We start from the raw sequence: 25,669 nt of genomic DNA on the forward strand, positions 1-25,669 counted from the left end.
CGACGTTCATAAATGGGATATAGGTGGTGGTGCTTCAAATGTACCTTTTTATGCAGCTAAAATCCCTTTCATTGCATTAATTTTTTCAACTTCAGACTGCCGAAAACGGTGACAGTTGGATTGGTGCAAACTCCTTTTGATCTTACCACAATAATTTTCCCACGACCAACAATACTGCTTCCCAGTACTATGGGTAAGTCCTTATTATTTTCATCTTTCAGTGCCACACCATCAACAAAGAGTGTAAAGGTTACATTCTCGCATCCTAAGTTCATATTCACATCCTTAAAGCCAAATTCCACTACAAAATCCTGCTCAGTTTTTAAGGACATCAGCAGTACGTCGTTTGTTTGGCTAACATCCGATGACCAAATCATCTTTTCGCTCAGAATCTCGGGTTCCTGTATCACCTTCCAGGTTCCAGAGTAGGATTTCCCCGGTTTTGTTTGCCTGATTGTAATGTCCTTACCTTCTACAATTACCCAGCTTTTGGCATAGAATGGCGCAGCGAGTGGAATTCCATCTACTAGTATCTGATAAATCATTTGCTCCTCTTTAGGTGCTGAAGAGGCCAATAGATACTTTCTTATTTCGTTGTTGCGATAACCAATAACGGTGTAGTTTGATGGATTGTTGGTTTTCCACCTACCAGTATATAAAGGCTCATTCTCTTGCGAGAAACTGGGGCTAGCTACAGATAGCAAGACTAAAAAAAACAGGAGTTTCATCATTTGTTTTCAGATTTTATTACTGGGATTTTCAGATCTCTGATAAAATAAAATGCAAATTCAGCAGTTTCATGGTAGATAGTAGCGGTGCGGGCATTGCTATCAATAGTGGCAACAATAACGGTTTCTGGTTCAGCCCGAGTCATGATCAGCGTAGCATCCTTCCAGTCCTGATTTACTTTAGCCTCAAACTGCAGACCGTAGTTATTTTCAAATTTCTTTATCTTTTTTATCTCTACAATCTGATCGATAAACCATAGATTACCAGAACGTTTAGACTCATTAATATTAATAATGGCCTGCGAACTGCCCGAACCTGTATGTAAGGTAATATCGAGTTGCTTGATGTCGTTTATTGATTCTTCCATTCGTTCGTTATTTAATATATTTATAGTAATAAAAATATAAAAACTAACCCAATAATTATCATAGGAAAGAATTTAGTGTACATCAAGATGGAAGTACCTGATGAAACGCATTTATCCCATCGTGCCGAGTACAATGAAACCAAAAAGGGATTCCCTAAGGCTCCATCCCCTAAGGGCCCATTTTCATCTCATAAGGCAGTTGCATCTCCATCCGCCCGAGCTAAATTTCTACAATGGGTAAACGAGGCTAAAACAAGAACAATGGATATCCTGCATGCGATAGCTATATTTAACGAGTCTTTAGAATCAGAGGTCAATAAAGAAGTAAGAATTGAACTCATAAACAAGCTCTCGGAATCCCTCCAATACTTTAAGCGTACGCTTGCAACAAAGTTAAATTACGAAGGCCTAACTTATAACAAGGATACAAACATTGACAAGGATGTTCAAAGCATTCGCGGATTGTTAGGAGTGGCAAACGATGAACTGATCCATTTCAAGGCACTTCTTGCTCATCCTGACAGCGAACAACGCCTATTGGAATATGAAGCTCATAAATAAAATCTATTTTTTGATCACTTGATGAGCGAATTAAGTGTCTTAGAACGTTTGGCAATACGCTCAGAAAAATCAGTACCTAGCGGTGTAGTTGACTGGGAAGGTGAAAATGTGATGAACTCAAAAGCCGATGATGCAGGAGGCCTGCCAACTGAACCTCTTTCAAAGGCTGAGCTGATCTCCGATAAATGGGGTCGCAGAGGTGGTGCTGGGCATATGTTGGTTCAGACGCAAGTACATTAAACGATTTTACCCAGCATCGCTTAACGATTGGCTGCTTTATTTAACGATTCCTCGTTAAAACAAAAACGTTACTTAATTATTTATCATTCATAATATAATTCAGATATAATAATTGTACTTTTATTATAATCAGGATAGTAATACCCAAATAAATTTCCTGTTTAAATCAACCTACAATAAAAACAAAGGGCTATGTTTTACATCTTTCAAAAACTTAGCGCCAAAAACTAGTTATGAAAAAAATACACACTGCTTATCCCATAACCACATCGATTTTTTTGATCTTCCTATTTAGTATGGTCTCTTGTAAGAAAGATAAAACGAAGATTCAGGAGCCAGAGCTACCCCCTATCGCCAGGCAAATTTCTATTACGACCTTAAAGGCTTTAAGTACAGAACAACCTGTAAAAATTAAAGAAGAGGGCGTAATTAGAGGCGTTGTGATCTCGGATGCCAGCTCAAAAAACATTGTTAACAACAAAACTTTGTTTCTACAGGAAGGCAGCGGGAAGAGTGGGATCATGCTAAAGTTGCAGGCGGAGCATAAATTTGCCCTAAATGACAGTCTGGAAATCAAAATTCTTGGGCAGACGGTAGCCACCTTGAATGGAACGGTAGTCTTGCAGGATTTAGCTAATGATCTAGTAAAAAAACTGGGTACCGGGAAAATTATTCCTCGTGAAACCAGTGTTAGAGAACTCGAAGCAAATAAGAAAGATTGGGAAGGTAGCTTAATACGTATCGCAGCCGGCAATCTTATTTCTGATAATGGGAAATATTCGGGCAATACGAAAATCTCTGATGGAAAGGCAAGCCTTACCTCGTATATCATCGAAGAGGCCGTATTTAATGGTCAGGAGCTGCCTCAGGATATCAGAAGTATTGTGGGCATTGTACATTTAAATGGAAAAGAACTTCAACTAGCACCCCGAAATACCCTGGATATTCTTCCATTAAAATATATTAAGGATGAATTTACAACCTGGAAAAACACAAGCTGGACTGCTAATTTAGCAATGGAGCAATACGCATTGCATACTGAATTTGCGAACTGGTATGGAGATACGAAGGACGGAACGATCAAACAGTTGGTCAATCCAGCAGATGCCGTTTTCACGAAATCGGGAAAGATTTATCCTTATTTACCGAAAGATTCCCTTGCCTCCAGGCTACAGCTATACTCTACTAATACTTTGAGTTTGAAAGGTCTTAAAGTTTTAAAAATCACATTTGCGGCGAGTAAAAGTACTGGTGACATTCGCTTCCTAGAGCAGAGTGTCGGTAATCAGGAAATTGCGATCAATGTGTTACCATTTAATACCGGAACCGATGAAGTGAATATCGGAATAGAAATACCAATAGAATCTACAGGGGAACTAATTCCAGGGAAACTGGTTACACCAAAAGGATTTGATGACCATTATCGAGTTGTATTATTAACCCCTCCTATCAAAGAAACTGGTAAATTTTATACGGCGACCTTTATTCTCCCTTCCAACATGGAAGATCTAAAAGCAATGGGTATTACCTCAATAACGAGACAGAAGTGGTTGGATAATCCTGCGATAAGAATCATCAATCTTTCTTCAAGAAAAACAGCAGGAATCAGCACTAGAAGTCGAGACCGCTATATCCCAATATTAATTGACAAAGTGGAAATGGGCTTTTAATTAAGCTATTTTTACATTTGGACAGCGGTACAATTGTCCGCTGCCCAAATGTGATAAAAATTAAACCGCTCAAAGATTACTTTGAAGCAGGGTTCAAATCTGTAAATTCTGCAGCACGGTCTCTGCTTGTTTTCTTTAGAGAAAAAGCATCAAACAGCTCCCCAGAGGTTTTGTAAGCCTCAAACTTTAAGTTCTGACCATCTACATGAATCGTTTGAAAAAGTTGTGTGTTTTCCAAAGAGACATTCATCCATTTTGCTCCATCCACTTTATACATTTTAGGACCGGCAACAGAAACCAGGTATACTGGTCCGCTGGCCTCTCTGCCCGACAATCCTCTTGGGAGATTTTGTCCGCGGCTATAAGTATGGTCATGACCTTGCAGAACCAGGTCAATATGATACTGATCAAATAATGGTTTAAAACGCTCCCTGAACTCCTTATTATCTCTGCTTTTGGCAGTAGAAAAGATAGGATGGTGAAAGGTAATTACCGTCCATAATTGTTTATTTTCTTTTAACACCTTTTCCAGCCATTCATATTGGATTTTAGCAGATGCTTCATCCAGAATAATCATCTGAGAATCTAAAGAGATGATGCGAACATTCTGATAGTCGACATAATACACGGATTCTTCCAGGCCTTTAGGGCCATTACCCGGTAAGGTGTATTGTACCCCCCAATGCGGATCCAGAACCAGTTTTCTGTTATTATCCCTCACATATTCGTGGTTCCCTGGCGAAGGTAGACTAGGAATCATGCCATTGATGAATCCAGCACCATAATGCCACTCTCCCCATTCCTGATCGTTGTTTGAACGGTTAATCAAATCACCGGTATGAATGATGAATCTCGCGTCCGGCTGATGGGCAAATGCCCTACGGATCACGCGTGACCATTTGGAACGGATGTCATTCTGGGCATCTCCCAGATAAATAAAAGAAAAGGGTTTATTGGTATTGGAGGCTGTGGTAAATTGAAACCATTCGCTCCAATGCTCGCCCGCTCCTACCCGGTAAGCGTATACTGTTCCTGGTTTCAGGTTGGTAAACATAACTTGATGATATTTTGCGGTGGCATAGTTATTTCCCCCAGACAAAACACGGGATCCAGCATCATAAGTAACAATTGACTCTTCCATAGCTGGGCTGGAATCTTCCGCCTTAATTTGTGCTTTAGCAGCAGTAATCGTAGTATCTGTACGCCAGGTCACCGTCTGACTTACTTCAGGATTTCCGGTCCAGGTTAAAATCACACGATCCGGAAAGAGTTTCGGATTAAAATCCTGAGCATTTGTTTTGCTAAGGCCAGCTGTCACCAGCATGGCCAAGAGCGAAATTGATCTTTTAAAGTTATTCATATTGAGTTTGAGCTTTTTTAAATTATTTCAGAGACCACATTAGGGTGCTTTCTTTGTCGGCCCCAAAGGCGGACACTGCTTTTTGATAATTCAGTTTATTTTTAGCGCTTTCAGAATCTGGAAAAACATAACGTTTCGGTATTCCACGACCCGCAGCAAGTGGCCCTGTTACGAAAGCAGGATAGCCGGTACGGCGCTGATCAAACCAACCTTCGGCCCCTTTGAACAGCATGGCCATCCATTTCTGGGTAATCAGTTGCTCTTGCGAACCATCATATTTGACGATAGATTGGTCGTAATAACTTGTTGGCGCAGTTAGTGAATAACTGCTCATCGACTCCTTAATCGCTTTATAATACATCGATTCTGCAGTTTCACCAGGTACAGTTAATCTGCCTTTTTGTATGGCTTCGGCCAAAATAAAGCACAGTTCGGTATAGGTTACCAGACTGGCTTTCAACAAAGGGTTTGATGTACCACCATTCTTTCTAAAAAAACTGGAGGAGAAAAGAGATACATGCTCCTCCCCACCATTGTATGCAGAGGGCGCATCAATAGCATTGGGTACACCAACATACCTATTGGGATCTACTGTAGAACCTACAGTACTTTTAACAGGTTCTACCCAAACTGCCAATCTTGGATCGTTTCTTTGAATAAGCCGATCTACTAGCTCCTTACTCACCTTTGTTTTCTGGTAATCAAAATCAATCATCGCTAAAGGTCCTCCAGGCCAGCTGTAGGCCGCCAGGTTTCCCAGGTAAGGGATTTCAGCATTATCAGCACTGCTTTCAAAAATTGGAAAGGCGCTTTTATCATTGATGATTTCCTGCATTTCGGCAAAAGCAGGCGTATAATTTTTGGAGATGCGCAACAACATCCTTAAGCGCAAAGTGTTGGCAAACTTGCGCCATTGCAAAGCCTTTCCTTTGAACATTACATCAGCTTTGGCATTAATATCCGGTACTGCACTTTTTAGCAGGTCATTCGCTTCACGTAGTTCTCTTAACAAGTCCGGGTAGATCACCTGTTGCTGGTCGTACTCCGGATAAATTACATTGCTCTCTTTAGATTTTAGCGCCTGTGAGTAAGGAACATCGCCATATAAATCCGTTAAATAACCGAAGTTAAAAGCCTTTATAATTTTACCGATCGCAACATATTGATTTTCGGAACGCTTTTGTGCAGTTTCCATGAAAGTTTTGTTGACAGACAGTCGGGCATAAATATCATCCCAGTCCACAGGTCCCCAATCAAACAGGTCGTAACCGGTATTGCGAACCAGGGTCAGGTAACGTGCTGCAGATGCCGGTCTTCTGCCCACTGCATTTTCCTGATAGGCATAAGCAGTAGACAAAATCACTTCCGACATCAGGAACTCTGTGTTGGTGGTTTCCGGAGAATTTGGATTGGTATTGATTTCCTCGAAATCTTTAGTGCAGGCAGCCAATAGGGTCGCGAACAGCACCAGAATGGTTTTATATTTGAATTTCATTTCTGATCGTCATTAAAAGTTACAACTTAATTTAAAGCCAAAAGAGCGGGTTCCCGGTAGCGTCCAGTGTCCAACGCCCAGTTTAAAGCCTTCCGTAACACTCATTGTGCTTTCCGGATCGTAGCCTAATCCATTGGCCGTCCAGGTATATAGATTTCTTCCGATCAGGGAAAGCGAAAGGTTGCTGATTGGGAGTTTGCGTATTAACTTTTGATCAAACACATAGGTCAGGGAAGCTTCCCTTAGTTTCAGGTAAGATGCCGAATAGGTTAAGCGTTCATAATATTTATTGTAGGTGTTATTGTAGAAATCAGAAGCCGCAATGATGACCTTATTTTCAGTAAATGAACCGTCAGCACTGGCGATATATCCAGGAATAATCATTCCGTCATTTCTACTTCGGCCTTGTGAATCTACCCATGGCAAACCACCCGTTTCCGCATCTCTACCCACAAGCGTATTGTCTGTTAAACCTGCATTGATCAAACTTTTGACCACATAAGAGTAGAAATTACCACCTTTACGCCAATCCAGAAGCACATTAAGCGTAAAGCGCTTATAGCTGAACGTGTTGTTAAAGCCAACTGTAAAATCAGGATTATAATTACCAACTTTAAGGTATTCAGCATTGTTGCGGATGTAATGTCCGGTTTTGTCTAATAAAGCAGCGCCTGCGTTTGGCCCGCTTGGCACCTTGGTATAACTTGGGGTATAGAAATCTCCGATTTTTGTCCCCTCTTTAATGAGGTAACGGATATTATCTCCATCGGCACTGCCCATAGAATATTCAGGTAAGCCTTCCATTAGGGAAATCACTTTGTTTTCATTCTTCGTAAAGTTCACATTCATTTCCCATTTGAAGGCTGCCTTAACCGGAACGGCAAAGAAGCCAATCTCCCATCCGCTATTCTGAATGTTTCCGGCATTGATGAGTCGGTTTGAAGCACCAGAAGCAATGGTTGTAGGGATATTGATGATCTGGTTTCTTTTGTTGGTTTTATACCAGGTGACATCCAATCCTAAACGGCTGTCGAGGAAGCGTAAATCAGCACCAAACTCATAAGAAGTAGCAATTTCTGGTTTTAGGAAGTTGTTTTTTAGGTTGAACTCAATAGTTGCTCTTTTCACATCTCCCCAATCCTGGTTAAAAGGAACGGTATTTAATAATTGGTAAGGATCAGTATCAGATCCAACCTGTGCCCAGTTGGCCCTGATTTTAGCAAAGGATAACACCTCAGATTTGATTTTAAACACATCAGTAAGGACTGTACTTAGGGAAACTGATGGATAGAAATAAGAATTATTTGCTGAAGGCAGCGTACTGGACCAATCATTTCTTCCGGTCACATCCAGAAACACCATATCCTTATAGGAAGCGTGTCCCATACCGTAAAGGCTATTGATCCGCTTTCGGGAGTTGTATTGCGAGTTGGTGATAGTTCCCGCCTGCGCATTGTTAATGTTATAAATTCCCGGAATACTTAAACTCTCGGTACGTTGAGCAGTACTTCTGGAAGTTTGGTTCATCTGGTTACCTCCTACTGATAAGCTAAAAGACCAGTCTTGATTTAAAGTCTTCTTGTAGCTCAATAGAAAATCTGTATTCTGCTCTTTGAAGAAACTGTTGTCTACCCCATAACCTCCAAATTTGAAACGCTTGGAACTAAAAGGACGTTTGGTTTCATGTTGTTCATTGTACATATCGAGACCAGTACGCGCCATAAAACTTAGGTCATCAGTCAGGTCAATTACAGCCTGTAAATTCCCTGTGATGCGATTTCTATCGTAACCATTGGTATGTTCGTATGCTACAAAAAATGGGTTATCCGAATCATCCGGTGAGAACTGCTCCAGGTTTTTGCGTCCTGGTTTCCAATAACTCCTCAAATCGTTAATGTTCATATTAGGAGGCATCGAATAAAGCATTTGGGTTACGCTCTCCCTGTAGGCTGATGGACGGTTATCGCTTTTATTATTTACATAGCCCAGGTTGGTACTGATTTTCACTTTAGGGTGTAGTATATAAGTTGCGGCCAGGTTTAAAGTATTTCTACTCAAATCTGTGTTAGGTACAATGCCTTTGTTCTCCAGATTGGTATAGGAAAGTCTGTAGTTTCCCGCATCATTCTTACCTGTTATGGCAATGTTATTGGTGTAAGTAGAACCTGTTTCGTAAAAATCTTTGGCATTGTTCGGGTGTGATACCCAATCTGTAGGGACTGGTTTTCCATTGGCATCAAGCGGACTATTCCACTGCAGGTGCTTGGTACCGATATTTAATCTGGGGCCCCAGGCGGAAGTGGTAGAAACTGCCTGGTCATCCGTATATTCTCCGGCACCGAAGGTAGTTTGAAAATGAGGGAACATCCATGCCTTATCGAACTGGGCAGTAGAGTTGAAACTTACCCCTAAACCTTTTTTACTTGTTGCGCCACTTTTTGTGGTAATAAGAATCACCCCACTTCCTGCTCTGCTGCCATATAAAGCAGCAGCACTGGCACCTTTCAGAACCGTAATAGTTTCAATATCATCTGGACTGATATCCGCAATCGGGCTCCCATAATCCACTGAAGAACGCCCTACCTCCGATGTTGCACGTAGTGAATGGGCCACAGGAACACCATCTACCACAAAAAGAGGTTGGTTATCGGTTGCAATAGAAGATTGACCACGAATCGTGATAAAGGCAGAGGAACCAGGATCTGAACCTGCACTGACTACATTTACCCCAGCCACTTTTCCGGCCAATGCATTGATCACGTTAACTTCCGGAGCTGTACTTACATCGGTCCCTTTCACTGTTGCAATGGAATATCCCAATGCCTTTTCAGAACGCTTAATACCTAATGCGGTAACCACTACTTCTGAGAGTGCCCTTTGATCTGGAACCATATTGACATTAATTACCGAAGCCGCATTTATAGCCATCTCCTTAGTCTGATAGCCCATCATTCTAAAGATAAGTACAGCTGAGGCATCCTTTACATTTAGACTATACTCTCCATTAAAATTGGTAACAGCGGTATTGTCTAGCCCTTTTTCAATAATGTTGACGCCAGGTATAGGCAGGCCTTTTTCGTCGGTTACCCGACCTTTAACGCGGATTGCTTTTTTAATAATGACCTGGTTATGCTGAACCTGATAAGTCAGTTGCATTGGGGTCAATATGCGGTTAAGTAAACTGCTGACTAGCTCGTTGTCTGCCTTTAGGGTTTCTACGTAACGGTTTAGTACCGCATCTTTATTGGTGTAAACAAAAGATAAGCTGGTTTGCTTTTCGATGTTTTTAAGTAATTCGGTTAAGGTACCGTGTTTAAAGCTGAAGCTGATCCGACTGTTTAGGTCCTGCGCTTTTACAGGCGAAGCCTGTCCGGCGAAGAGCATTACAGAAAGAAAAATAGAGACCAGGCTAAAAAAACGCATTACTTTAAAAATTAATTGATTAGTCACAGCGGACTTTTTCATAACTTTGAGTGTTTTAATCATTGATGGGTTAAAATAAAATTGAAATTCTTAGCCGTAAGCATGCTGCAACATGCTTCGGCTATTTTTTTGTATACTGTCTAATTACATTTACCTCCTTTTATATAAATTGTCTGTTTGTTAATGCTGTAATGGATGGCTAAGGTCATTTGAATGGTTTGTAACACTTCATTGATATTGACATTACCAAACTTGGCGGTGAGCTTACAATCTTTGAATGATCTATCTGTGATCACTTTCAGTGCATAGCGGCGTTCTATTGCTTCAAATACCTCTTCCATTGGTGTTTGATCAAATGTCATTTCCCCTTCCCTCCAGGCAATCGCTGTGCGGGCATCTTCCAAGTTTTCGCGATATAGCTGCCCTGATTTTAAATCATATCCTGCTTTTTGATTCGGGATTAGATGAATTGCTTTCGACTGCGTTCCTGCAGAATCCCTGGATACCGCGACCTTACCGGTCAGCACAGTAACTTCAGGACTGGATTTGCCCCATGCTCGAATGTTGAAGCTAGTTCCCAATACCCGGGTCTGAATGTTTGAACTGTGTACAATGAAAGGATGGTTTGGATCACGTTTGACCTGAAAGAAGGCTTCTCCCTGTAGTTTAACCGTTCTATATGATGCCTGTTTGATGTTACTGGGGAAGCTGATAGTACTTCCCGCATTTAGCCAGATCTCGGTACTGTCGGGCAGAATAATATTGCGGATCTTTCCTGGCTCTGCCGTTTTTGTGATCCATATGGTTTGAGGAAGGGAGGAAGTCTTTTCTCTGTTATTATTAAACAGAATAAAGATGGCCATAGTAGCCAACACAGCAGCAGCTGCTCCTGCCCAAATTCTAAATGTCTTTTTCTTTTGAGGTCTTTCGTTTTGAAGCGAGCTTTGAAGCGTTGCAAAACCAGGTTTCCAACTTTCCGTTTGCGGCATTACCGCTGTATTTTCCCAAAGCCATATGGCCTGATTGAGTTCCTGCTGGTGTAGCGGATCTTTGCGCAGCCAGTCCTGTAAACGCTCCTCTAAACTTGCCAGCTCCTCCACTTTCCCCTGCTCCTTGGCAGCTAAATAATCGAGTACTAATTTCCAGATCTCTTCTTCCATTGTTATGCTTTTTATAACTAGAAGACAAGATCGAGGTTGCGATTACGGGCCGAAAAACGTTAAGGTTCTATTAAGAAATAGTTAAGTGCGATTTATCTGAATTCCGCCTTATTTTTCAAGACCTTTTCCTGCAAAAACTGAAAACCTTTAACCAGGTGATCTTCTACTGTCCGAACAGAAATATCCAATAGGGCTGCAATTTCCTTATAACTGAAACCTTCAATTCTATACATGTAAAAAATCAGACGCCTGCGTTCAGGCATCTGATCAATCAAATCGTAGAGCATCCGTGTTCTATCTTTATTTACATAAGTTTGATAAGGATCTGCTTTAGCATCTATGATTTCCTGGACTTCCTCTTCCTCGATCAGCTGGTAGTTTAATCTGGAAGTTTTATGATAATTATTGGCACCGTTTTTTACTGCCCGGAACAAGTAAGCTTTTTCGTTGACGATCAAGATCTTGTTTTTCCATATGGCGATAAACACATCATTTAAGATGAGTTGTGCTTCTTCAGTATCTTTGACCAGATAGATGGCGTACTTCTTAAGCGTAGGAAACATACGGCGGTAAAGGTCCTCGAATGCTTTCCCCATCGATTCATTTACATGATCCCCATTAAATCCGACAGTATTGTTTTCGCCCATAAAATATGAAGCGAAATTAGATTAAGCAAATGACGGGGGTATTAACAAAATGTTAAATGAAACAGGCAGAAGGGCTACTTAATCGAGAACCTGCGATATTGTCCAGGTTTTATCGTTGTTAAGCGTGACATTCAGTGAAAAAACACCTTGCGGAAACTCAATCATCAGCGGATCAAACATTTCAGAATTTTTCATAACCTCGCCTTGCTCAATGTCACCGAACGTTACCATATATTTACTTGGAAGAGAAAAACTAATAGACTCTTTAGGTGGAATTTGACTAGCGTACATACATGAGCCAGACATACCAATCCCAACACTGACTTCGTTAAAAACAATAGCCTCATCGGCTTCGACCGTCAAATAATTATTAAAATCAGAGGCAGTTTGATTAATAAATTTGTAGCTCCCTCCTTGCTTGGTCAGTGTAACCTTATTATTTTCCTTCGTTCCGGTAACTAAAGCTTCTCCGGCATTAAAGGTGATACCTGGCTTTAATTTGCCAGTTTTAGCCCAAAAAAAGTAAACAGCTGATTCCCATGAGATAGGTATCATTGTATATGGGTTGGCAGAACGTACAAGCCATGCCAGCGACATGTCCCCCGTACCTCTATTAAATATACAAAAGCCCCCCGCTGAATCGGAGTGGTTGAAAAAATTGAGAGTGTAAGTATAATACATAATTTATAGTTGATTATTGAGATTGTTTTTTTTTACGCTAACAAGCTTATTATCATAAATATAAAAAAAATAGTTTTATACGGAGCAACTTATATTTTTCTATGGAAGTTTCTTAAATCAGAATATTTACCTTGGCTTTCTGAACTATCGTAGTAGTTCACGAAGCTAATCAATTACTGAAAAACATTCTACACAAAAAATGACAACAAAGTTAACGAGTAATGACGACTGGCTTCGATTATTAGCGCTTGCTGAGGCTGGTGATCAAATGGCTCAATATGATGTCGCCTGCCATTTTGATTCTGGCCTAGTCTTAATGGATCATCGAATTGTTGAAGAAGATCAATCAATGGCTTTTAAATGGTATTATAAAGCTTATGAAAACGGCAATATTGAAGCGATTACCCGAATTGCCGATTTTTTAACTGAAGGGATTCATTGTAAACAGAATATAGAATTAGGAATCGAGCTTTATCAAAAAGGAATTGCTAATGGTTCTGGCATCGCCGCAAATAATTTAGCTACAGTTTATAGGGATTTGCATGATTATAAAAAAGCATTTGAACTTTATAAAATCTCCCAAGATCTTGATAATTCAAATTCATTGTCTTTAGCGCTTTGCTATTATTTTGGTCTTGGAACAGAAAAAAATGTAGCACTATCATTTGAGCTATTCAATAACATTTCTAAAGACCTAGCTCCAGCTGGAAATTACCAGTATGATATCGATGAGGCAAACTATTTCTTAGGCAGAATCTATTTAGATGGAGAAATAGTTGAAAGATCTATTATTAAGGCACGCTTTTTTTTAATGCTCGCGAATGCGGACAATGACCACCGTTCAGCACAAGAGCTTTTACTAATTATTGGAAAAAACGACTAAATTAGGCCAGAAATTAAAATCTGGTTAACAACCTAACTACGAAATGCCAACAATATATCTTAGCACCTTCATTCGCGCAACGCCTGGCGTTACATTTGATCTTTCCAGAAGTATTGATTTACATCAGCTTTCTACAAAACAAACTCAGGAAACTGCAATAGCCGGAAGGATGTCCGGATTAATAGAACTGGGAGAATCTGTTACATGGAGAGCAAAGCATTTTGGATTCTTTCAGGAATTAACCTCTAAAATTACTGCTTTTGAAAAGCCAGGTTCATTTACAGATGAGATGGTCTCTGGTGCATTCAAATCATTTAAGCACATCCATAAGTTCGAATCAATAGATAATGGAACCAATATGATTGATATTTTTTCCTATGTATCCCCATTTGGAATTTTAGGGAAAATTGCAGACTATTTTTTTCTAAAGAAGTATATGGAAAAACTTTTAATGAACCGCAATTTAATCATCAAACAGCACGCTGAAAATCCAGCTGCGATTCATTAAAAGACTTACATTTATTTATCCTATACCATTCTGCTCATTTCAAACTGCGCTGTTTTCTCCTGAAGCCCCAATCCTTTTAAGAAACCCAATGTGGAAACTGCCGTATGGTCTACGTTATAGACATAGACTTCTTGTTGTCCAACAAGCTCATTGATACAAGAAAACAACAGAGTACCAATCCCCTGCCCCCGGTGATCTGCAGCAACTGCAAATTGACTTACTTTTCTTGATGTTGGATTAAATATTACATAACCTACCAACACCTCATTTATATAAGCTCCTATAATACGGCAGTCTTTTTTGCAATTTTCCAATGACTGGATCGTATTTTGCCAGGAAGGAAGCACATCCCAAAAAGCTGTAAATTCAGTCCAGTTAAAACTATCCAATTCTTTCAATGAAGCTGCCGAATTGTTCTTTTTGACCTGAACTTTTCCACTATAACAATCCAGCTTTCTATCCACAGTATATCCCATTTTCTCATAAGCCTTTATTGCCGAATGGTTTCCTGTGATCACTTCCAGTACCATTTTCTTCAATTCAAGTTTTTTCAGCTCAGGCAGCAAATGGTCATACATTTCTCGCACTAAACCTCTCCCACGGTAGTCTGGAATTACTCCGGTCGCCGCATTGTACACCATCGGCCCTTGATCAGTATCCCGTAATCCATGGAGCATGACACCTACCATTGTATCTCCCTCAAAAACTCCTCTTGATAAATTCAGTTTAACATCCTCTACTGCAATTTTAGATTTCAATTTCTCTAAATTCAATTGCATCGGTACGATATAATCTGAAAATGATAAATTGATCACTTCCAGCAACTTTTCAAGCTCAATATTTTCTAAATTTCTTACTTCCATATTCATTAAGCATCTTCCATATAACAACCATTTCTTCCATCCATCAATCAACACTTTCTGCGATGATGGTTGAATTAAGCGAATATGCTAAAATAGAAACTAACCACAAAGTACAACTAAACCAATTTTTTATTGGTTTTATACCTTGGCGAAAATGCTTCCCATGATGAAATCACCCCATTGCGGATTTTTCAGTAAATTATCGTTTTAATTCGTATTTTTATTAGCAGAGAATAATCGATTTAAGAGTTTGCAAGCTCTTAAAGTTGCAGAACATTTGGCTATAAAAACAACATTAAACAATGAATAGATACGCTGACAAGACAACGAAAACTAAGAACCAAGGTGTTGCCAATAGTTTACCAAGACTGCAAGTTGCTGATGATTCCACTTTTCAACTTGTCAACAATAGAATAGAAGCTGTTTCACAACAAAAGTTGCAAGAAGCTATTACCAATAACACACGTAAGCTGCAATTGAAAACCTATTCGGAAATGCCGGATAACTTTAGCTCAGAAACTGCTCAGCTAAATAAAAACTTAGAGGGGGGAAAAAAAAATAACACCGGACTTCCAGACAATTTAAAATCAGGTCTAGAAAACCTTTCTGGTTACAATATGGATGATGTAAAAGTTCATCGAAACTCTGATAAACCAGCTCAATTGCAAGCACATGCTTATGCACAAGGAACTGATATTCATCTAGGACCTGGAAAAGAAAAACATTTGGCCCATGAAGCCTGGCATGTAGTACAGCAAAAACAAGGAAGGGTAAAACCTACTTTACAGATGAAAGGCAAAATAAATATTAATGATGATACAGGCTTGGAAAAGGAAGCTGATGTGATGGCAATTAAAGTATTTCAATTTGTAGACAACCGTCCAAAATCTATTTTACAAAAAAAACAAATTAGTGGGCAGTTAAAAAACTTAAAAACAAATCAAATCATACAACGAAATAATTTTTCAGATACCCTTCCTATAGAGGATGACAATTTATCACCAACGGAAGGTCTAAATCTTAAAGGTATCCCCGCAAATATGAAACGTATAGTGATGGTAAGCGGAGAATCAGGTAATCGTTATGTGACTGCTAGAGGCAATAAGGGAGCATCTGTAGACCGTCTAACACCTGAAGCTAATCATTTACAAGAGTTAAGAGCTGCTAGGTTAGAAGTACCAAAAGTGTATAAAAAAAACACTACTCCTCCTGAAAATATTAGCGGTGTAATAAGTGAAGATGTAGAGGAGCCATTTATAATTATGGAATTTATTCCTGGGAAATTCGTCGATGTTTGGAAAGCACCAGGCTCACTGAATTCAGCAATAGCGGTTTATTTTAAGCAAGTGCAGGCCGATGAAAAATCAGCAAGAGCTGACAAAGTAAAAGAGGGAATACAAAGCATATTAAGTTTTCTAAAAACACACCTGGTTGTGGACTTACAATTAATCATTGAATCAGATACAGGCCGCGTGGTTATCATTGATCCTGCAGCGATTTATCCAACTTCGAACGCTGAAAAAATGGTTGAGCATGGAAGTTCTTATAGGTCAACAATAAATGACCTGGAGAAAGCAATAATAAAATTAGATGCAATAATTACACCTCCTGCTTTGGCTGAAAGACCGCCAATGACTAAAGAGACGCTTGAAGAACTTTTCGAGGAGGTTGATCTGGATAATGATCTCTTTAAAGAACGAATAAGAAGTAGAGTACAAGAGACCGATCCAACTGCGGGCGAAGAGGATGTAGAGTTAGAGGTGAGCAGGCTTATTGAATTATCCGGATGTATTTAAAAAAGCCAATAGAGAACTAAAACATTTTGTGCTGCGGCATGTTAACATTAAAGATTAATTAGCGCAAATTACCCGTATAAGAACCTCTAACCCAAACGGGTAGAGCAATGTACATTTTGTTCTAAAAGATTTCATCATGTTAGTCCATAGCACATCATCTTTTAATTATCTGACGCACCTAAAAGATGCTGGAGAGATGGGGAATTTAATTTATTCCACCGATTGGTCAAACTCGAGTTTAGGGAGTCCAGCTAACTGGCCCCAAAATTTACTAACCGCACTGGACATTATTTTAAGGTCAAAATTCCCGATGTTTCTATGGTGGGGCCCTGAGTTCATTCAATTTTACAATGATGCTTATAAACCAACCCTGGAAAAGTTAAACAAGCATCCGAATGCATTAGGAGCCAAAGCTAAAGATTGTTGGCTGGAGATCTGGCCGATCATAGCGCCTCGCATCAAAACGTTTATGGCTGGGGATAGCATGATGTGGAAGGAAGATCAATTGATCCCAAAACAACACAATGGACAACCAGACAATAGCCATTGGGTTTTTAATTGTATTCAACTCTACAGCGTCGAAGGGACAGTTGGCGGGCTATTAGTTACCTTTTATGAATCTAATGGTCAAATAAAATCTGAGCATCAGATTTACGATACTTTAAGACAACTTGCAGAACGCGAGGCCAGATTTCGATTGCTACTCGCTGATGCACCAGTGGCTATTGCGGTCTTTAGAGGACGAGAGCTGATCATCGAAACGGCAAATGAGAAAATGCTTGAAGTTTGGGGTAAACATGCTACAATTATAGGTAAGCCACTTAAGTTAGCCATACCTGAGTTAGAAGCTCAAGGTTTCCTTGAGATCATGGATGAGGTGTACACCAGTGGTACTCCTTATTATGGAAACGAAGTGAAATTTTTCCTGAAACAAAATAAAAAAACAGAAGAGGTCTATTCAAACTTTGTTTACCAGCCCTTGAAAGACACAAATGGTAATACTAACAGAATAATGTTGGTAGCCAATCTAATTACAGAACAGGTAAAGGCAAGGATACGGGCAGAAAAAAGTGAGAAGCGATTTCGGGCCTTAATCAATGCGCTTCCTCAAATGGCAATGACTAATACCAACAATGGAAAAATGACTTATTTTAACCAGCGTTGGTTTGATTATACAGGCCTCTGTGCCAGTAAAGCATACGGTATGAAATGGCTCAAAGTGATTCATCCAGATGATATACATGAAACGCTTCGCAAATACAACTTGATCAGATCAGGTCATGAAGGAGGAGAATTTGAAAACAGATACCGCAGTGCTGAAGGGACTTACCGTTGGCATTTAAACCGAATGCAACCTATTCTGGAAGATGGAATGGTGGGTCTTTGGATTATAACGGCAACCGATATTGAGGAACTAAAACAGCTTCAGCAACAGAAGGAAGATTTTGTGAGCATTGCTGGTCATGAATTAAAAACACCAATTACCAGTTTGTCTGCTTTTATGCAACTCATTGGCCGACTTCAGGAGGAGCCACAAACAGATTTCTTACCGGTACTACTTGAAAAGGCTTCTAAAAGCCTGGATAAAATCACCATTCTGGTCGATGATCTGCTAAATTCAAGCAAGTTAAATCAAGGAGAGCTTTATATAAAAAAAACATGGTTCAGCATCTCTGAATTGATAGCCGATTGCTGCAATCACATCAAAATTGAAGGCACCTATAAAATTAAAACTACAGGAGACCTGAGTTTGAGAGTATATGCAGATGCTGACAGAATCGATCAGGTGATCATAAACTTTGTAAATAATGCCCGCAACTATGCCCCAGAATCTAAAGAGATCATTGTTGATATCCAAAAAGTAGGTAACAAAGCAAAGGTTTCTGTTATAGACAAAGGCCCGGGAATACAAAAAGATCATTTACCCCATTTGTTTAACCGTTATTACAGAGGCGATAAAAGTCGGAGCCAGTATTCGGGATTAGGCCTTGGTTTATACATATCGGCAGAAATCATTAAAAAACATGGTGGTGAAATTGGAGCCGACAGCACTCTTGGAGATGGTAGTGTTTTTTGGTTTACGCTTCCATTAAATGGTGATGAAGCGAATTGAAATTTCCAAATCTTTTCTCCAGTTGGTTTTTTGCAAAAAAGTAAATAAACCATTTATCAGCTAGATTGTTAATTTCCTAAGTTATATATTTTATTAGGTCGAGTGGCTGAGTGGTTAGGCAGGGATCAGCAAAGTCTCATACGCGGTTCGAATCCGACCTCGATCTCCTTTATCGTAATCTTAGGCTGTGAAAGCTTAATGAAGCTGTAGGTAAGACATCTATTAGCATCACAAAAGCCTCAATTTGTATTGAGGCTTTTGTTTTATTGCCTAAAAAATAGCATACTACATTTCTTCAAAAGAACGGGTACGATTTTTCAAGGCGCTGATCGTTATAAAAATGAATACTATAGCTGCTACAATGTAACTGGTATATACGATTGATTGAGTACCATGATTACTATTATTTGAGACAGAAATTGCCAGGATTGCCCAAACACCTACCACTCCATACTCCCTCAAATTTCGCATCCTGATCATCATAATATTGATCAAACCTGCTATCACAAGCATAACAATAGTCCAGGTAAGCTCTGAAATTCCCCAGCCATCCCATTTAATTTTGGTTAAATAAGCGGCTATATTGGCAATCAAAGCAACAGAAATCCATCCAAAATACAGTGCGAAAGGCCAGAAAATAAAAAGGTAACTCTTCAATGGATGCGCATCCAGCTCCATGCGCGTATTGCTGATAATCTTAGCCAGGGAAATAAGGATCACTGTCATAAGGAGAACCGATAAACCTATATAATCATATAACCAGGCCATTACCCAGAGTGAATTTGCCGCGCAGGAAAGCACAAACCACCAACCAATTTTCTCTAAGATTGGATCCTCCTCTTTCTTATTCAAGAGATGACGTCCCGAATAAATTACAAAACCCAGTAACCCTATGTAAATCAGTCCCCAAATTGAAAAGGCATAACCTGCGGGGGTAAAATAGTTGAAATATTTATCGGATATGGTCTTCATCGTATTCCCATTCAACAATCCAGAATTAGATAAATAGTTGACCGCAATTGTGACCATTAAAGCAATGCCATTGGCCATAGTAAGTGTTTTTTTCATGTTGTTTATATTTCATAAGGAGGCTATGGTAGCTACAACAAACCAACTGTCATTTTTGCCTTTATTTAATAAAATGACATGTATATCTCCAGGTTTGTTATTAAGCCCCTCCGAAGTTTACCTTGGTGATATTAGTGCAAATAAACACTTATTAAATCAATAATCACTAAAATAATAAATTTAATAGTACAATATAATACTATATTATTGTAGTTTTGTGATTCGCTTATTTTAATAACTATGTATTACGATTTAATAACGGAGGTAGTGGGTCTAATTGAAACCTATGAAAAGGACTCAGAGCAGCAGAATCCGAATATACAATCCTTTAGTCAATGGCTGAATCAACATTTAAAAAAAACAGCAAGCCCTGTACTTGTAGAACCGGACTGGCTAGGGAAATCAAAAGGACGCTCTGCTGATAGTGTAATTAACACTTCATTGGTGCATTTGTCGAGGTATGCAAAATTGCAGGCAAAAGTTGCTATTGCAAACACTGCATTTTCTACGCCTGATGATTTTATCTATTTAATCAGCCTGGTCGCATTTGGGAGCATGACTAAAACCGCTTTGATCAAGTTAAACGTTCATGAAAAATCAGCAGGAATTCAGATTATAAATCGACTCATCAATACTGAATTGGTCACGCAAACTACTATTGACAGTGACAAAAGGAACAGAATGATTCACATTACTTCGAAAGGAACACAGCTTTTAAATGATAGTATGCAAAACATCCGAGCAGCAACAAAGAACGTTACAGAGCCATTGACACATGAAGAAAAAATGCAATTGATCAGGTTACTGACAAAGCTCGAGGACTTTCATGAGTTAAAGGCAAGAGGATAAAACCACTCTACTAAACTTAGCATTTTCAGAATTAACCTAATCAAAAACGAAAAGCCAGCATGTCAATTAAAACTAAAAAAATGCAAGAGAAAGTAGCTGTAATAGGCTCCGGTTTTGCTGGGATCAGTTCCGCAGCCTACCTTTCAAAGCAAGGTTACCAGGTAGATGTGTATGAAAAAAATTCAGATATCGGTGGAAGGGCGCGCCAGCTTATAACCGATAACGGCTACCTCTTTGACATGGGTCCAAGTTGGTATTGGATGCCTGAAGTATTTGAAAATTTTTTCAATGATTTTGGCTATAAAGCAGCCGATTTTTATGAGCTGGAACAACTTGACCCGGGATTCAGTGTTGTTTTCGGCTGCAATGATGTATTAGATATTCCAGCAAATTTTGAAGAATTATGTCAGTTATTCGAATCTATTGAAGCGGGAAGCGCGGAGAAATTAAAGTCCTTTTTAACTGAAGCAGCCTATAAATACGAAATTGGCATGGGCAAATTGGTCTATAAGCCCGGGCTTTCATTATTGGAATTTGCCGATGTAGACCTGATTAAAGGGCTCTTTAAATTACAGGTATTTACTTCTTTCAGTGAACACGTTAAAAAACATTTCAAAGACCATAGGCTTGTTGCATTGATGGAATTCCCGGTTCTGTTTCTTGGAGCTATGCCCGAAGAAACCCCGGCATTATACAGCCTGATGAATTATGCAGGCTTGAAATTAGGCACCTGGTATCCAAAAGGGGGCTTTGGAAAAGTGATTCAAGCCATGAAAACTATTGCCGAAAAACAAGGCGTGAAATTTCACACCAATGCCGCTGTCACTGGCCTGGATGTACAAGAAAATCAAATTATAAAATTAACTTCTGTAAAAGGAACCCAGAATTACGATGGGGTGATTGCTGCTGCAGACTACCATCATGTAGAAGAAAAACTGCTAAAGCCCGGACAAAGGAATTATTCAGCGCAATATTGGGACAACAGGGTTCTTGCTCCCTCCTGTCTTATCTTTTATTTAGGTATAAACACTAAAGTTGCTCGTTTAAACCACCATACCCTATTCTTTGATGAAGATTTAAAACAGCATTCACAGGAGATTTACAAACAGGTGAAATGGCCTACAAAACCATTGTTTTATGTCTGTTGTCCAAGTATTACTGATCCATCAGTAGCCCCTGAAGGACATGAGAATCTGTTTGTTTTAATGCCCCTTGCAACAGATGTAAAAGATCCTGAATCCATCCGGGAGCAATATTTCGATTTAATTATGGACCGTCTGGAAGAATTTACGGGTACTCCAATTCGTCAACACCTGGACTATAAGAAGAGCTATTGTGTGAGCGACTTCGTTGCTGATTACAATTCTTATAAAGGAAATGCCTATGGATTAGCTAATACCTTAATGCAAACCGCAAACCTTAAACCATCATTAAAAAACAAAAAGATTGACAATCTTTTTTATGCTGGCCAGCTTACTGTTCCAGGACCAGGAGTTCCTCCTTCAATTATTTCAGGAAACCTTGCAGCTCAACAACTGATAAAGCATTTAAATAAATAGCCATGAAAGAGATATTTGATCAGCTGTCGGCAGCATGTAGTGAAATGATTACCAAGCGTTATAGTACCAGTTTTTCATTAGGCATTTATTTTTTAGATGAAAAGCTTCGTCAACCTATCTATTCCATATACGGCTTTGTAAGGCTGGCCGACGAAATTGTAGACAGCTTCCATGATTATGACAAAGCTGTTTTACTTTCTAAATTTAAAAGAGATTGTTTTGAAGCCATTGAAGATGGAATTAGCCTAAATCCGGTACTCAACTCCTTTCAGCAGGTGGTTAATAAATACCATATAGATCGGGAACTTATAGAATTGTTTCTTTACAGCATGGAAATGGATTTGAAGCAGGAGCTTTATACACCTGAAAAATACGACCAGTACATTCTCGGCTCGGCACAGGTTGTGGGATTAATGTGCTTACAGGTTTTTACTGAGGGGGACAAATTACAATACGAAAAACTAAAGAATTCGGCGATGATGCTGGGTTCTGCATTTCAAAAAGTAAATTTCCTCAGAGATGTTAATGCAGATTATTACACTTTAAGCCGTAGCTATTTCCCAAATGTTGATCTATCTTCGTTTTCTAACACTGAGAAAAAATTGATCGAAGAAGAAATAGAAGCAGAATTCAAACTGGCCCTAATTGGAATCCGGCAATTGCCAGCATCTTCCAGGAATGGAGTTCACCTGGCTTATGTATATTACAAACAATTGTTTCATAAAATCAAATCTAGTACCGCTGAGAAAGTGATGACCCAAAGGATTCGGATTTCCAATGCCCATAAATTTGGGTTGATGTTCGATTCTATCATCCGCTATAAAACAAATATGATATGAAAATAGCCAGTTTTGTTATAATGTTGCTCTTTGCAACTAAAATCTATGCAACTGAGCCAGAAATAGAGAAAGTGAAAAGTCTGTTTCAGGCTTCCGCGAAGAGTAAAGATGCGGCAGACCAGCTTTTGAAATTACTATCCCGCGTAAATGAGTCCTCTGCCCCTCTTTTGATCAGTTATAAAGGGGCTGCAGAAATGATGCAGGCTAAGTATGCATTTAATCCCATAAATAAGGTAAAGAGATTTAACAATGGAAAACGATTGATAGAGGATGCTGTAAAAAAAGCACCTGAGCATATGGAAATAAGGTTTTTAAGGTTTGCTGTTCAAACCAACCTCCCTGCATTTCTAAACTATAACGACGCAATACAAAAGGATAAAAAATACTTATTGAGTAATTTAAAAACCACAAAGGATAAAACACTGAAGCAAAACATAGTGAAATATTTATCTACTTCTAAGTATTGTAGTGCTGAAGAAAAGAAAGGATTGGAGTTATAATGATAGGTCTTTATTTATTAATTACTGTGGGGACTTTTATCTTCATGGAGGGTGTTGCCTGGTTCACGCATAAGTTTGTAATGCATGGATTACTCTGGGTTTTGCATAAAGACCATCACCAGAAAAAGCCTCATTTCTTTGAAAAGAATGATGCCTTTTTTCTAATATTCGCTACCCCCAGCATTATTTTGTTTTTCTTTGGTGCAAAAGAGGGATTCAACTGGATGTTTTACATGGGATTGGGTATTTTACTTTATGGAATTGCGTATTTCATGATCCATGATGTGATCATTCACCAACGCTTCAAATGGTTTTCAAGGAGCAATAACAGGTATATAAAAACAATCAAAAGGGCACATAAAATGCACCATAAGCATCTTGACAGACATGATGGCGAATCCTTTGGCATGTTATTCGCCGCTCGAAAATACTGGCAGCAATCTCAAAAGAACAAACATGAAGCACTTTGATTATATCATTGCCGGAGGCGGGTGTTCTGGCCGAAGTCTGGCGGTACGGATGTTACCTTACCTCGAGGCAACAAATAAACGCGTATTGTTGGTAGACCGTGCGCAGAAAAAAGAGAACGACAAAACCTGGTGCTTCTGGGAAAAGGAGTCGGATATTTTTGAACCTACTGTATTCCGGAGATGGAATCACTTATCATTTTCCAGCAGCTCCGTAGATAAGGAGCTTGACATTCAACCTTACCAATACAAAATGATTCGTTCAGGGGATTTTTATGCTTACACAGACCAAATACTGGCGCATCATCCTCAGGTCAGCTGCATCCAGGCTGAAGTAGAAAAGATATATACGGAAAAAGATCAGGCTTATGTGGTTATTGATGGGGAACTCTTCAGCAGTGATTATACTTTCAGTAGCATCCCTAAAATCCAGGAGAAAAGGCCCGACCGCTATCATTATTTGTTACAGCATTTTGAAGGTTGGGTGATAGAGACTGAAGACCATACATTTGACCCGGATTGTGCCACATTAATGGACTTTCATACTCCCCAGCAAGCAGGCAGCTCATTTGTATACGTATTGCCTTTGAGCGCTAATCGCGCATTAGTTGAATACACCGTATTCTCCGAGCAGGAATTAACAAAGGAAGCTTATACAACTGCTCTAAAGCTGTATATCCGCGAGCAATTACATTGCGAACATTATTCCATTATAGCGCAGGAACATGGACTGATTCCAATGTCTGATCATCCCATCAAAGCACAACAAGGTCGTGTGATTTATTTGGGCACAGCAGGGGGCTTTACCAAAGGCTCCACAGGTTATACTTTCCGTTTTATACAGAAACACACCGCTTCTATTGTTGAGCAATTGCTACAATACGGCGATCCACAGGTTCGGCCACTTTCAGCAGCAAGATTTAGCTTATATGATGCGACACTTTTAAACTTACTCATCAGTGGACGTATTTCTGGTGAGGAGATCTTCTCCAGGATGTTCCAAAAAAACAGCGCCACGCAAATCTTAAAATTCTTAGACAATGAGACCTCCATTTTCGAAGAAATACAGATTTTTCTCAGTTTGCAAAAACAGGAATTTGCAATAGCTTTAGTCAACCGTACGCTAAAACTGATCAGGAGTAATTAATATTATGATTTGACCGAAAGCGTCCTTTATCTTTTAGTCCAAATCACCGAATTCTAAATACAACTGTTTGTACTTTCTAAAAAACAGCGGCTGATCTGTTGCTAAAATCCTTGCATCCGACTTCATCCATGAAAAAGGTTTACGGTTTTCTTTTTCTTCCATAACGATCAGTTGATAAGGTTCATTTTGAGGAATCGCTTTACCATCTAATTGAACCGCCAATACTTCATTAAAATCAGGCTTTTTACTTATCAAATGACTTAAAAACTGCTCTTTTTTATTTCCGAACAAAATGTACTGGAGGTTTTCAGGTCGCTGTTGATTTTTATCAAACTGCTTGTAATAAATCACCTTTTTGATTTTGAAGGTTACGGTGTCTATAAACTTTGTCCCTCCCCTTTCAAAATGTCCTCTGTATACATTGGCTTTAAACACTTTGGTGTGGTTAACCATTTCTGGCAAAACAAAGGTTTCAGGCTCAATGGTATAAACCAATTCAGCTGGATATGCTGCACGATCCTTACGATATTTCTTTACAGCTTCTTTTGAAAACTCCAGCTCCAGAATGACCTGATAATCATGAGGCGTACGAAACATAGGAAGGTGTTCCGCATAGATAGTCTCCGTTCCCATCAATAACATTCCGTGGGTATTGGGCTTGTCAGGGTAATGACTGTGCTGACTATAAGCAGTTTTAAAGCTAATGAGCAATAGAAAAATATAAATACCTCTGTAATTCATTGT

General features: G+C 39.3%; 24 protein-coding genes and 1 tRNA gene. 14 read left to right on the forward strand and 11 right to left on the reverse strand.

Annotated elements, in window-relative coordinates:
* Positions 1-68: 68 nt before the first annotated feature.
* Together R2S10_RS05440 and R2S10_RS05445 are read right to left on the reverse strand one after the other, a co-directional pair.
* Entirely contained in the window at positions 69-731 is a 663-nt protein-coding gene (locus R2S10_RS05440; RefSeq protein ID WP_316839430.1) for a hypothetical protein, read from the reverse strand.
* Positions 728-1,096 carry a hypothetical protein gene (locus R2S10_RS05445; RefSeq protein WP_316839431.1) on the reverse strand — a complete coding sequence of 123 codons (369 nt, stop codon included), beginning with the start codon at positions 1,094-1,096 and terminating at the stop codon, positions 728-730. The genes R2S10_RS05440 and R2S10_RS05445 overlap by 4 nt, the downstream gene beginning before the upstream one ends.
* A gap of 87 nt (positions 1,097-1,183) precedes the next feature.
* Between R2S10_RS05445 and R2S10_RS05450 the strand changes: the two genes are divergently transcribed.
* The 3 genes from R2S10_RS05450 (at position 1,184) to R2S10_RS05460 (ending at position 3,567) form a co-directional block, all read left to right on the forward strand.
* Positions 1,184-1,657: a hypothetical protein gene (locus R2S10_RS05450; RefSeq protein WP_316839432.1), complete on the forward strand. Its 474-nt coding sequence runs from the start codon at positions 1,184-1,186 to the stop codon at positions 1,655-1,657.
* 21 nt (positions 1,658-1,678) lie between these two features.
* Entirely contained in the window at positions 1,679-1,897 is a 219-nt protein-coding gene (locus R2S10_RS05455; RefSeq protein ID WP_316839433.1) for a hypothetical protein, read from the forward strand.
* A 233-nt stretch (positions 1,898-2,130) separates the two neighbouring features.
* Positions 2,131-3,567 carry a DUF5689 domain-containing protein gene (locus tag R2S10_RS05460; RefSeq protein ID WP_316839434.1) on the forward strand — a complete coding sequence of 479 codons (1,437 nt, stop codon included), beginning with the start codon at positions 2,131-2,133 and terminating at the stop codon, positions 3,565-3,567.
* 76 nt (positions 3,568-3,643) lie between these two features.
* Here the strand turns inward: R2S10_RS05460 and R2S10_RS05465 are convergent, their stop codons facing one another.
* The 6 genes from R2S10_RS05465 to R2S10_RS05490 all read right to left on the reverse strand — a co-directional run bounded on the left by R2S10_RS05465 (position 3,644) and on the right by R2S10_RS05490 (position 12,207).
* A complete protein-coding gene (locus R2S10_RS05465) occupies positions 3,644-4,927 on the reverse strand; it encodes a metallophosphoesterase family protein (protein ID WP_316839435.1) in 1,284 nt (427 codons plus the stop codon).
* 22 nt (positions 4,928-4,949) lie between these two features.
* Complete coding sequence (locus R2S10_RS05470; protein ID WP_316839436.1) at positions 4,950-6,422, reverse strand: SusD/RagB family nutrient-binding outer membrane lipoprotein; 1,473 nt, start codon at positions 6,420-6,422, stop codon at positions 4,950-4,952.
* Positions 6,423-6,434: 12 nt separating this feature from the next.
* Complete coding sequence (locus R2S10_RS05475; RefSeq protein ID WP_316839437.1) at positions 6,435-9,887, reverse strand: SusC/RagA family TonB-linked outer membrane protein; 3,453 nt, start codon at positions 9,885-9,887, stop codon at positions 6,435-6,437.
* Positions 9,888-9,985: 98 nt separating this feature from the next.
* Positions 9,986-11,005 (reverse strand): FecR family protein, encoded by a 1,020-nt coding sequence (locus R2S10_RS05480; RefSeq protein WP_316839438.1) that lies wholly within the window; start codon positions 11,003-11,005, stop codon positions 9,986-9,988.
* Positions 11,006-11,097: 92 nt separating this feature from the next.
* Positions 11,098-11,652, reverse strand: coding sequence for an RNA polymerase sigma-70 factor (locus R2S10_RS05485; protein ID WP_316839439.1), 555 nt, complete (start codon positions 11,650-11,652; stop codon positions 11,098-11,100).
* 78 nt (positions 11,653-11,730) lie between these two features.
* The gene (locus tag R2S10_RS05490) at positions 11,731-12,207 is read right to left on the reverse strand and encodes a hypothetical protein (RefSeq protein WP_316839440.1); all 477 of its coding nucleotides are present in this window, start codon (positions 12,205-12,207) and stop codon (positions 11,731-11,733) included.
* Positions 12,208-12,532: 325 nt separating this feature from the next.
* On the opposite strand from R2S10_RS05490, the gene R2S10_RS05495 reads away from it, so the two are divergent.
* Together R2S10_RS05495 and R2S10_RS05500 are read left to right on the forward strand one after the other, a co-directional pair.
* Positions 12,533-13,216, forward strand: coding sequence for a tetratricopeptide repeat protein (locus R2S10_RS05495; protein ID WP_316839441.1), 684 nt, complete (start codon positions 12,533-12,535; stop codon positions 13,214-13,216).
* 43 nt (positions 13,217-13,259) lie between these two features.
* On the forward strand, positions 13,260-13,724 hold the full coding sequence (locus tag R2S10_RS05500; protein ID WP_316839442.1) for an SRPBCC family protein: 465 nt from the start codon (positions 13,260-13,262) through the stop codon (positions 13,722-13,724).
* Between the two features lie 20 nt (positions 13,725-13,744).
* On the opposite strand, the gene R2S10_RS05505 is transcribed toward R2S10_RS05500, so the two are convergent.
* Positions 13,745-14,587: a GNAT family N-acetyltransferase gene (locus R2S10_RS05505; RefSeq protein WP_316839443.1), complete on the reverse strand. Its 843-nt coding sequence runs from the start codon at positions 14,585-14,587 to the stop codon at positions 13,745-13,747.
* A 302-nt stretch (positions 14,588-14,889) separates the two neighbouring features.
* Between R2S10_RS05505 and R2S10_RS05510 the strand changes: the two genes are divergently transcribed.
* From R2S10_RS05510 to R2S10_RS05520, 3 genes are all read left to right on the forward strand, one after another.
* A complete protein-coding gene (locus R2S10_RS05510) occupies positions 14,890-16,383 on the forward strand; it encodes a DUF4157 domain-containing protein (RefSeq protein ID WP_316839444.1) in 1,494 nt (497 codons plus the stop codon).
* 136 nt (positions 16,384-16,519) lie between these two features.
* Positions 16,520-18,496, forward strand: coding sequence for a PAS domain-containing sensor histidine kinase (locus R2S10_RS05515; RefSeq protein WP_316839445.1), 1,977 nt, complete (start codon positions 16,520-16,522; stop codon positions 18,494-18,496).
* A gap of 96 nt (positions 18,497-18,592) precedes the next feature.
* Positions 18,593-18,662, forward strand: a tRNA-Cys gene (locus R2S10_RS05520).
* Positions 18,663-18,781: 119 nt separating this feature from the next.
* On the opposite strand, the gene R2S10_RS05525 is transcribed toward R2S10_RS05520, so the two are convergent.
* Positions 18,782-19,564: a hypothetical protein gene (locus R2S10_RS05525; RefSeq protein WP_316839446.1), complete on the reverse strand. Its 783-nt coding sequence runs from the start codon at positions 19,562-19,564 to the stop codon at positions 18,782-18,784.
* A 240-nt stretch (positions 19,565-19,804) separates the two neighbouring features.
* Here R2S10_RS05525 and R2S10_RS05530 point away from each other — a divergent pair, with 240 nt between their 5' ends.
* From R2S10_RS05530 to R2S10_RS05555, 6 genes are all read left to right on the forward strand, one after another.
* Entirely contained in the window at positions 19,805-20,413 is a 609-nt protein-coding gene (locus tag R2S10_RS05530; RefSeq protein ID WP_316839447.1) for a MarR family winged helix-turn-helix transcriptional regulator, read from the forward strand.
* Positions 20,414-20,493: 80 nt separating this feature from the next.
* Positions 20,494-21,972: a phytoene desaturase family protein gene (locus tag R2S10_RS05535; protein WP_316839448.1), complete on the forward strand. Its 1,479-nt coding sequence runs from the start codon at positions 20,494-20,496 to the stop codon at positions 21,970-21,972.
* Between the two features lie 2 nt (positions 21,973-21,974).
* The gene (locus R2S10_RS05540; protein ID WP_316839449.1) at positions 21,975-22,811 is read left to right on the forward strand and encodes a phytoene/squalene synthase family protein; all 837 of its coding nucleotides are present in this window, start codon (positions 21,975-21,977) and stop codon (positions 22,809-22,811) included.
* A complete protein-coding gene (locus R2S10_RS05545) occupies positions 22,808-23,311 on the forward strand; it encodes a hypothetical protein (protein ID WP_316839450.1) in 504 nt (167 codons plus the stop codon). The genes R2S10_RS05540 and R2S10_RS05545 overlap by 4 nt, the downstream gene beginning before the upstream one ends.
* Positions 23,311-23,781: a sterol desaturase family protein gene (locus tag R2S10_RS05550; protein ID WP_316839451.1), complete on the forward strand. Its 471-nt coding sequence runs from the start codon at positions 23,311-23,313 to the stop codon at positions 23,779-23,781. Before R2S10_RS05545 ends, R2S10_RS05550 begins: the two co-directional genes overlap by 1 nt.
* Positions 23,768-24,925, forward strand: a complete 1,158-nt coding sequence (locus R2S10_RS05555; protein ID WP_316839452.1) for a lycopene cyclase family protein — start codon at positions 23,768-23,770, stop codon at positions 24,923-24,925. The genes R2S10_RS05550 and R2S10_RS05555 overlap by 14 nt, the downstream gene beginning before the upstream one ends.
* Before the next feature lie 33 nt (positions 24,926-24,958).
* Here the strand turns inward: R2S10_RS05555 and R2S10_RS05560 are convergent, their stop codons facing one another.
* Entirely contained in the window at positions 24,959-25,666 is a 708-nt protein-coding gene (locus R2S10_RS05560; protein WP_316839453.1) for a hypothetical protein, read from the reverse strand.
* Between the last annotated feature and the right edge of the window lie 3 nt (positions 25,667-25,669).

This window comes from Pedobacter gandavensis, assembly GCF_032678745.1.
Lineage (GTDB): Bacteria > Bacteroidota > Bacteroidia > Sphingobacteriales > Sphingobacteriaceae > Pedobacter > Pedobacter gandavensis_C.

What these genes read in the sequence shown, in the direction of transcription:
- R2S10_RS05485 (WP_316839439.1), bottom strand. Translation starts at nt 11,652, where the DNA reads ATGGGCGAAAACAATACTGTCGGATTTAATGGGGATCATGTAAATGAA.
- R2S10_RS05540 (WP_316839449.1), top strand. Translation starts at nt 21,975, where the DNA reads ATGAAAGAGATATTTGATCAGCTGTCGGCAGCATGTAGTGAAATGATT.
- R2S10_RS05525 (WP_316839446.1), bottom strand. Translation starts at nt 19,564, where the DNA reads ATGAAAAAAACACTTACTATGGCCAATGGCATTGCTTTAATGGTCACA.
- R2S10_RS05470 (WP_316839436.1), bottom strand. Translation starts at nt 6,422, where the DNA reads ATGAAATTCAAATATAAAACCATTCTGGTGCTGTTCGCGACCCTATTG.
- R2S10_RS05535 (WP_316839448.1), top strand. Translation starts at nt 20,494, where the DNA reads ATGCAAGAGAAAGTAGCTGTAATAGGCTCCGGTTTTGCTGGGATCAGT.
- R2S10_RS05530 (WP_316839447.1), top strand. Translation starts at nt 19,805, where the DNA reads ATGTATTACGATTTAATAACGGAGGTAGTGGGTCTAATTGAAACCTAT.
- R2S10_RS05500 (WP_316839442.1), top strand. Translation starts at nt 13,260, where the DNA reads ATGCCAACAATATATCTTAGCACCTTCATTCGCGCAACGCCTGGCGTT.
- R2S10_RS05490 (WP_316839440.1), bottom strand. Translation starts at nt 12,207, where the DNA reads ATGATACCTATCTCATGGGAATCAGCTGTTTACTTTTTTTGGGCTAAA.
- R2S10_RS05445 (WP_316839431.1), bottom strand. Translation starts at nt 1,096, where the DNA reads ATGGAAGAATCAATAAACGACATCAAGCAACTCGATATTACCTTACAT.
- R2S10_RS05550 (WP_316839451.1), top strand. Translation starts at nt 23,311, where the DNA reads ATGATAGGTCTTTATTTATTAATTACTGTGGGGACTTTTATCTTCATG.
- R2S10_RS05450 (WP_316839432.1), top strand. Translation starts at nt 1,184, where the DNA reads ATGGAAGTACCTGATGAAACGCATTTATCCCATCGTGCCGAGTACAAT.
- R2S10_RS05555 (WP_316839452.1), top strand. Translation starts at nt 23,768, where the DNA reads ATGAAGCACTTTGATTATATCATTGCCGGAGGCGGGTGTTCTGGCCGA.
- R2S10_RS05455 (WP_316839433.1), top strand. Translation starts at nt 1,679, where the DNA reads ATGAGCGAATTAAGTGTCTTAGAACGTTTGGCAATACGCTCAGAAAAA.
- R2S10_RS05545 (WP_316839450.1), top strand. Translation starts at nt 22,808, where the DNA reads ATGAAAATAGCCAGTTTTGTTATAATGTTGCTCTTTGCAACTAAAATC.
- R2S10_RS05460 (WP_316839434.1), top strand. Translation starts at nt 2,131, where the DNA reads ATGAAAAAAATACACACTGCTTATCCCATAACCACATCGATTTTTTTG.
- R2S10_RS05465 (WP_316839435.1), bottom strand. Translation starts at nt 4,927, where the DNA reads ATGAATAACTTTAAAAGATCAATTTCGCTCTTGGCCATGCTGGTGACA.
- R2S10_RS05475 (WP_316839437.1), bottom strand. Translation starts at nt 9,887, where the DNA reads ATGAAAAAGTCCGCTGTGACTAATCAATTAATTTTTAAAGTAATGCGT.
- R2S10_RS05510 (WP_316839444.1), top strand. Translation starts at nt 14,890, where the DNA reads ATGAATAGATACGCTGACAAGACAACGAAAACTAAGAACCAAGGTGTT.
- R2S10_RS05480 (WP_316839438.1), bottom strand. Translation starts at nt 11,005, where the DNA reads ATGGAAGAAGAGATCTGGAAATTAGTACTCGATTATTTAGCTGCCAAG.
- R2S10_RS05515 (WP_316839445.1), top strand. Translation starts at nt 16,520, where the DNA reads ATGTTAGTCCATAGCACATCATCTTTTAATTATCTGACGCACCTAAAA.
- R2S10_RS05560 (WP_316839453.1), bottom strand. Translation starts at nt 25,666, where the DNA reads ATGAATTACAGAGGTATTTATATTTTTCTATTGCTCATTAGCTTTAAA.
- R2S10_RS05440 (WP_316839430.1), bottom strand. Translation starts at nt 731, where the DNA reads ATGATGAAACTCCTGTTTTTTTTAGTCTTGCTATCTGTAGCTAGCCCC.
- R2S10_RS05495 (WP_316839441.1), top strand. Translation starts at nt 12,533, where the DNA reads ATGACAACAAAGTTAACGAGTAATGACGACTGGCTTCGATTATTAGCG.
- R2S10_RS05505 (WP_316839443.1), bottom strand. Translation starts at nt 14,587, where the DNA reads ATGGAAGTAAGAAATTTAGAAAATATTGAGCTTGAAAAGTTGCTGGAA.